The organism is Geobacter sp. AOG1, assembly GCF_019972315.1.
Classification (GTDB): Bacteria; Desulfobacterota; Desulfuromonadia; order Geobacterales; family Geobacteraceae; genus Geomobilimonas.
This window is the reverse complement of sequence record NZ_BLIZ01000001.1, coordinates 2,167,734-2,174,364: the sequence shown is the minus strand read 5'-3', so window position 1 is coordinate 2,174,364 and position 6,631 is coordinate 2,167,734. Positions and strand designations below refer to the sequence as shown.

The following is a 6,631-nucleotide window of genomic DNA, read 5'->3' as shown; positions in this document are numbered from 1 at the left end:
ACGCCACCCCCTGCGGAGCGGTGAACTTGAGCGGCCCGGCCCCCAGGCTGCCGATTACCCGCACCGGCTGTGACGTAGAGCTAAGCCCCGCCACGGCGTAAAAGACGATCCGCCCGTTCAGCGTGTCGGCTATGGCCAGTTGCCGGCTTTGTTTCTCGAAGGCGATGGCGGTCGGCATGTTGAACCGCGCCGCCGGTGGCGGATCGCTCGCGTAGACGATGCCCTGGGCGATGCCGAAGCTCCCGAACTTGAACAGGGACGCTCCCCCTGCCGAGAACACCTGTACGCAGTTCGTGCCGCTGTCGGTGACGTAGATGGTCCCGGTGTCGTCCACCGCAATCCCGGTGGCGGACACGAACGCCCCTTCGGCAGGGATGAGACGGCGCAATTCCTGACCGTCACGGCCGATGACCGCCACGTAACTCCCCCGGCTCACCAAAAGTGTGCCGTCGGCAGATACCCCTACCCCCGCCGGCGCGCCACCCGTCCCGATCACCCGCACCAGCCGCCCGGCCGGCGTATACTCAAGGACCCCGCCTCCGCGCGGGTCCGCTACGTACAATGCCCCCTCTCCCACTGCCAGCCGCACCGGCGTCCGCAGACCCTCCGTTATCGGCCCGAATACCGTGACCTGCGGCGCTACCGCTCCATGCGCCACTCCTGCCTGCCATACCACCTGCATGAACAGCGATATGGCGGTTACGGTAAAGAGGTTTTTAATTACGGCTGTCATATAAACCACCCCTAATTACTTCGGTTTAGGATTTATACTGCTGGTACCCGGCGAGCAATCAACCGGAAATCCGTTACTAAACAGCAAGTTAAGTGCCATTAATCATAGTATTGATTTATTGCTATCATTTCAGTTTGTTAGAGGAAACGCGCGGGTAGATGTGCGCCACAAAAAAACCGCCTTGCCGGAACGGCAAGACGGTTAATGGTGATCATGCATTGGCGGGAAACGGTCCCGTCAGATGCGTGAACTTTCGTAGGAGGAGAAACGATGCTACTTGCCGCAGGTCATCTCCCGCGTTTCGCCGGGAGCAAGGCCGGCAAAGGGGGCAACCCCCAGGAATTCCCCCTGGCGGTAACAGGTTGCCTGACCGGGTGGCAGTATGCGGTCCGACACATTCCTGAACATGAAGGTGACAATCGGTTGGGGAGCAGAAACGACCTGCTCTTTCTCTACCGGGAAGAGCAGCGTAGCGACCGGCACCAATGGGGCAGCGACGGATTGACCTGCGAGATTTTGCAGGGAAGAGTCCAGAGAGCCGGCAACGACCATTACGGCGGCATCCTTTCCGACTGGCGGGAAATCGGCCCGCATGACAAGCTCCACCCTGGCACCTTCCTTAAGATGCACGTCGTAGGCAGGCTGCCACTTAAGGTCCGGCCGCAGATACGTCGCCGTCACCCGCCCCCCCTTGCCGGCCAACCAGACACGGGCTACGGTGCCGTCGGCGTTGCCGTTTTTCTTCAGAGAAGCCAACTGCTCTTCCACATTTTTGAGGTCATGCTCCGCCTTGCGCCTGGACTGGTAGACACCCTCCAACTGGGCAATGGCAAAATCGGTTCCCTGCCGGACGCTCGCAAGAGGCTCAGGATTGGCCTTGGTTTTCCTCGGGGCCTTTCCGCTCTGTGCCTTGGCTGCGGCTTTGAAGATATCCTCCCGCGTAGCCAGAGCCTTCAGCCGGTCATGGAGGAGTTCCCGCCGTTCCTCCAGGCGCGCCATCTCCCGGGCAAGCTTCGGTTCTGGGCGGGCCGTAACCAGTTCGACCCGGGTAAGCCGGGCATTTCCCTGCGGACGAATGCGCAACGAATCGGTGGTTGCCCCTGCAGGAAGGGGTATCTCCAAATAGGACCCCGAAGCGGCGACATTGCTCTCCACCCGGGCGCCATCCAGATAGAGTGTCACCGACTTCGCTGCCGCAACCGCCGGCAGCGCCATGAGCAGCGTACCTATACAGCAAATGATCGCTCGCATCCATCCCCCTTGCCCGCTTTTGGGCAGCGAAGATTATTTCGCTACGTCCAGAAGTTCAACTTCGAAGATCAGGACCGCATTGGGGGGGATAACCCCACCCGCTCCTGCAGCACCGTAGCCGAGTTGGGGAGGTACGATCAGTTTCCGCTTTCCCCCCACTTTCATGGACATCACCCCTTCATCCCAGCCAGGTATCACCTGACCGACGCCGACGGTGAACACGAACGGCTCTCCCCGGTCCACCGAACTGTCGAACTTGGTGCCGTTTTCAAGCCAGCCGGTGTAGTGCACCTTGACCGGCTTGCCGGCCATGGGGACCGCACCCTTACCGACCACCATATCCACATAGGCAAGCCCGGAGGAAGTTTTCACCGCATTTGCCGGCAGTGCCGCGGCCTCCTTCGCTTCGGCAGGCTGTTTCGTTTCTTTCTGGGCACAGGCGGGGATCGAAATCGCCACCACCAGCAACAGCGCCACGATCAGTTTTTCCATGGTTCTCACGTCATCCTCCAACTCAGCTGTTGATTTTAATTCAAAATTCAAAACTCAAAACTCAAAATTTCAAAGGCCGCCGAGCCCCAGAATGATCGACCATTCCTCGGGCGTCACCGGCTGGATCGACAGTCTGCTCCGCTTAAGGAGCACCATCCCCTCCAAGAGCCGATGGGACTTGAGTTCGGCAAGGGAGACCGGCCGCTTGAACGGTTCCCCGTAGCGGACATCCACCATGTACCAGATGGGGTTGGCCGCGGAACTCTTCGGGTCGAAATGCTCGCTGGTCGGGTCGCAGGCGGTCCAGTCGGGGTATCCCGCCCGCACCACCCAGGCTGTCCCCGCTATGTGGGGGTCGGGTATGTTGCTGTGGTAGAAAAGTACCCCGTCCCCCACCTGGACCTGGTCCCGCAGGAAGTTGCGCGCCTGAAAATTCCGCACCCCGTCCCACTGCTCGGTCTGCCCCGGCCTCTGACGCAAATCGTCGAAGGAGAAGCACCCGGGTTCGGATTTGAAGAGCCAGTAATTCATAATCAGAACTCTAATCCAACTATTGGTTTGCTTATAAAACGGGTGTCGATTTTTCGTTCTGGCAAGGCTGTCGAGGAAGTGGGCGGAGGCGTAGTACCCAAACATCGGGCATAAACAGCGCTACGCCGCACAATTTCGCTTGCGAAATTGGACCGCGAAGGCGCCCCGCAGGGGGCGGCCGACAGGCCGAGTCACAACCACTTTCCGAAGACTTACGCCGCCAGAACGGAAAAGCGGCAGACGTCATCAGGATAACAGGTGAACAAATAATCCCGACCTCAATTTCGGCTCAAACCACGTCGACTTGGGCGGCATAATCTTGTTCGCATCCGCCAACTCCATCAACTCCTCCATGGAGGTCGGATGGAGGGAGAAGGCGACTTCGTACCCACCCCCTTCCACCAGCCGTTCCAGTTCTTCGACTCCCCGGATCCCGCCGACGAAGTTGATTCGCTGATCGGTACGGGGGTTGCGCACCCCGAGAATGGGGCTGAGGAGGTTGTTCTGCAGGATGGAGACGTCGAGCCGCTCCACCGCGTCCTCTTCCGCAAAGGATTCATCCCTGGCCCGCAGTTCGTACCACTTGCCGTCCAGGTACATGCCGAACTGGTGGCGCTCGGCCGGTGTGAAGCTGCCGTTTGCCGGGGCAATCTCGAACCGTCCCGCCACCTTGGCCATGAACTCAGCGATGGTGTGCCCATTGAGGTCCTTCACCACACGGTTGTACGGCATGATGTTCATCTCGTTATCGGGAAAAATGACGGTGAGGAAATAGTTATACTCTTCCGTGCCGTCATGGACAGGGTTCTTGGCCCGGCGCATGTCCCGCACCCGGCTGGCGGCAGCGCTCCGGTGGTGGCCGTCGGCCACGTAGAGAGTGGGGATGGCCCGGAACAGGTCAGTCAGCCGATCGATCCGCTGCCGGTCGTCGATTATCCAGAGGGTATGGAATACCCCGTCGTCGGTGGCGAAGTCATAGGCAGCGGGTCCGGCCGCGACCTCGGCAACGATGGCACCTATGGCCGGCTCGTGCCGGAAGGTATAGAAGACCGGTTCGTCGTTGGCATCCAGGTAGTCGATGTGCATCACCCGGTCCTCTTCCTTGTCGGCCCGGGTCAGTTCGTGCTTCCTGATCACCCCCGTCTGGTAGTCGTCCACGCCGGAGCAGACCACGAGCCCGGTCTGGACGATGTTCCCCATCCGCTGCCGGTAGACGTAGTAGCACTCCCCGCCGTCCTGGGTCAGGGTGCCGTTCTGCATAAACTGGCGGAGGTTCTCCCTTCCCTGCAGATAGACCGGGTCGGAATGGGGGTCAAGGTCAGGGGGAAGATCGATTTCCGGCCGCGAGATATGGAGGAAGCTGTGGGGGTTTCCCGCCGCCATCTCCCGCGCCTCGGCCACGCTCATTACGTCATAGGGGAGCGCCGCAACCTTCTCGGCCAGCTCCTTCCTGGGTCTGACAGCCCGGAAAGGCTTGATGAATGCCATGATTACCTCGAAAATATGAAGTTTTGAGTTTTGAGCAGTGACAACTCAACACTGCCTAAAAGTATCGTTTCGCCCCGACGAACCGCGAGGTGAAATAGTTTTCGTCCAGGGCCGACACCTTGATGTCGTCTCCCCGGCGCGGGGCGTGGACGAAACGGCCGTTCCCGACGTAGATTCCCACGTGATTGATCTTCTCCTCCGACTCGCCGAAGAAGACCAGGTCGCCGTCCTTCAGATCGTCCCTGCCGACCTGGTCGCCGACCTTGTACTGATCACGGGAGGTCCGGGGGATATTGACACCGCACAGGTTATAGACCGCCCGGACGAATCCGCTGCAATCCATGCCGTCAACCACCGTGTCCCCCCCCCAGCGGTAAGGAATGCCGACGAAGCGTTCGGCGGTACGCGCCGCGATTTCCCCCATGTCGCCGGAGGCAGCCCTGGGTTTGGGGATTGTCGGTGCATGAACGGTTGCCGGCGGCAACTGACGCAACTCGGGCTCCTTCGTCTTCCGGATGGACGCAGGGCGAGGCTCGGCGATGAAGAACGCACCCACCAGCTTCTCCGCCACCAGTTTTTTACCGGCCCGCTTGGCCTCTTCACGGGAAGGGAAATCGCCGAAGCGGACCGCATAGACCCCATCCTCCTTCTTGAAGTAGAAGGCGTCGATGCCCTTGACCTGGAGCTTGGCGGCCAGCCGCTCGGCGTTCCCCACCTCCTTGAAGGCCCCCACCTGGATCGAATAGCCAAGCCGGCTGATCCCGGCAGCGCCGGCGGTAACCTTGCGCTGGGCAGCGCAGCCGGTGGTGGCGAGCATAAGGGTAAAATATACAATCCATACAACGGAACATAATCGGGTCATCATGCTAATCCTCAACCGCAAATGAACAACAGGCAAAAGCTGTATGAACAGGGATATTCAGGATGTACAGGATAAAACACGACAACGGCTATCGGGTGTAATCCTGTCCACCATGTCAATCATCGGTGACGTTTCGCCTGACCCCCATGAGAAAGGCGACGATGTACTCTTCCAGCGCACCATCCAGCACCGCATCGGGATTGCCGGACTCTACGCCGGTGCGAAGGTCCTTCACCATTTTGTAGGGGTGGAGGACGTAGGAGCGGATCTGGCTTCCCCAGCCGATCTCCTTCTTGTCTGCGGAAAACTCCGCCGCCTGGGCCTCGCGCTCCTGCAGCTCCTTCTCGTAGAGTTTTGCCCGGAGCACCTTGAGGGCCGCCGCCTTGTTCATGTGCTGGCTCCGCTCGCTCTGGCAGGCCACCACGATCCCGGTCGGGATGTGGGTAATCCGGATTGCCGAGTCGGTGGTGTTGACGTGCTGGCCGCCAGCGCCGCTAGAGCGGTAGGTGTCGATCCGCAGATCGGACTCGACGATCTTCACCTCGATGTCGTCCGCGATCTCCGGGAAGGCAAAGACCGAGGCAAAGGAGGTGTGGCGCCGGGCATTGCTGTCGAAGGGGGATATGCGCACCAGGCGGTGGATTCCCGCCTCGGCCTTGAGGTAGCCGTAGGCATATTCCCCCAGGACGGTAAAGGTGGCCGACTTCACCCCTGCCTCGTCTCCCGGCTGGTAATCGGTGATCTCCGTTTTCCACCCCTTCCGCTCGCAGTAGCGGAGGTACATCCGGAGGAGCATTTCGGCCCAGTCCTGGGCCTCGGTGCCACCGGCGCCGGCGTTGATGGAGAAATAGCAGTTGCTGGCATCGTGGGGTCCGGAGAGCATCCGCTGGAACTCGGCACTTTCAACCGCCGCCTCCAGGGAATCGTTGAGGCCCCTCACCTCAGCCAGCACCGCCTCATCCTCCGCCTCACCCCCCAGCTCGATAAGGACCTGGATGTCCTCCACCTGCCGGTTGAGCCAGTCCCACAACTCCACGGCCTTTTCCATCACCGTCCGCTGACGCAGGAGATGCTGGGCCGCTTCGTTGTCGTCCCAGAAGCCGGGGGCGGCAATCCGCGCCTCCATCTCCTGGATATCCTCCCGCTTGCGATCTATGTCAAAGAGACCCCCGAAGCTTGGCGATCCGTTCTGCAAGAGCTTCGCTACGTGCTACTTCTTCTCTGAACATCATGTGCTCCTTAGTATGGTGATAATTGTCTCTGAAAGAGGAGAA

At 60.3% G+C, this 6,631-nt stretch carries 7 protein-coding genes; all 7 read right to left on the bottom strand.

Features of this window, described 5'->3' with window-relative positions; all coding sequences use genetic code 11:
- A partial coding sequence (locus LDN04_RS10020) for an NHL repeat-containing protein (RefSeq protein ID WP_223909603.1) occupies nucleotides 1-733 on the bottom strand: 733 nt, incomplete at its 3' end.
- Nucleotides 734-1,006: 273 nt separating this feature from the next.
- Nucleotides 1,007-1,984, bottom strand: coding sequence for a DUF4140 domain-containing protein (locus LDN04_RS10015; RefSeq protein WP_223909600.1), 978 nt, complete (start codon nucleotides 1,982-1,984; stop codon nucleotides 1,007-1,009).
- Nucleotides 1,985-2,017: 33 nt separating this feature from the next.
- Entirely contained in the window at nucleotides 2,018-2,485 is a 468-nt protein-coding gene (locus LDN04_RS10010) for an FKBP-type peptidyl-prolyl cis-trans isomerase (RefSeq protein ID WP_223909597.1), read from the bottom strand.
- Nucleotides 2,486-2,545: 60 nt separating this feature from the next.
- Entirely contained in the window at nucleotides 2,546-3,007 is a 462-nt protein-coding gene (locus LDN04_RS10005; RefSeq protein WP_223909594.1) for an EVE domain-containing protein, read from the bottom strand.
- A gap of 246 nt (nucleotides 3,008-3,253) precedes the next feature.
- Nucleotides 3,254-4,495 (bottom strand): DUF1015 domain-containing protein, encoded by a 1,242-nt coding sequence (locus tag LDN04_RS10000; RefSeq protein ID WP_223909591.1) that lies wholly within the window; start codon nucleotides 4,493-4,495, stop codon nucleotides 3,254-3,256.
- Between the two features lie 55 nt (nucleotides 4,496-4,550).
- Complete coding sequence (locus LDN04_RS09995; RefSeq protein ID WP_223913370.1) at nucleotides 4,551-5,357, bottom strand: NlpC/P60 family protein; 807 nt, start codon at nucleotides 5,355-5,357, stop codon at nucleotides 4,551-4,553.
- A 115-nt stretch (nucleotides 5,358-5,472) separates the two neighbouring features.
- A protein-coding gene (gene prfB / locus LDN04_RS09990; protein ID WP_223909582.1) for a peptide chain release factor 2 occupies nucleotides 5,473-6,586 on the bottom strand; the annotation gives its coding sequence in 2 pieces (ribosomal slippage) (nucleotides 5,473-6,516 and nucleotides 6,518-6,586; 1,113 coding nt in all).
- Nucleotides 6,587-6,631: the final 45 nt, after the last annotated feature.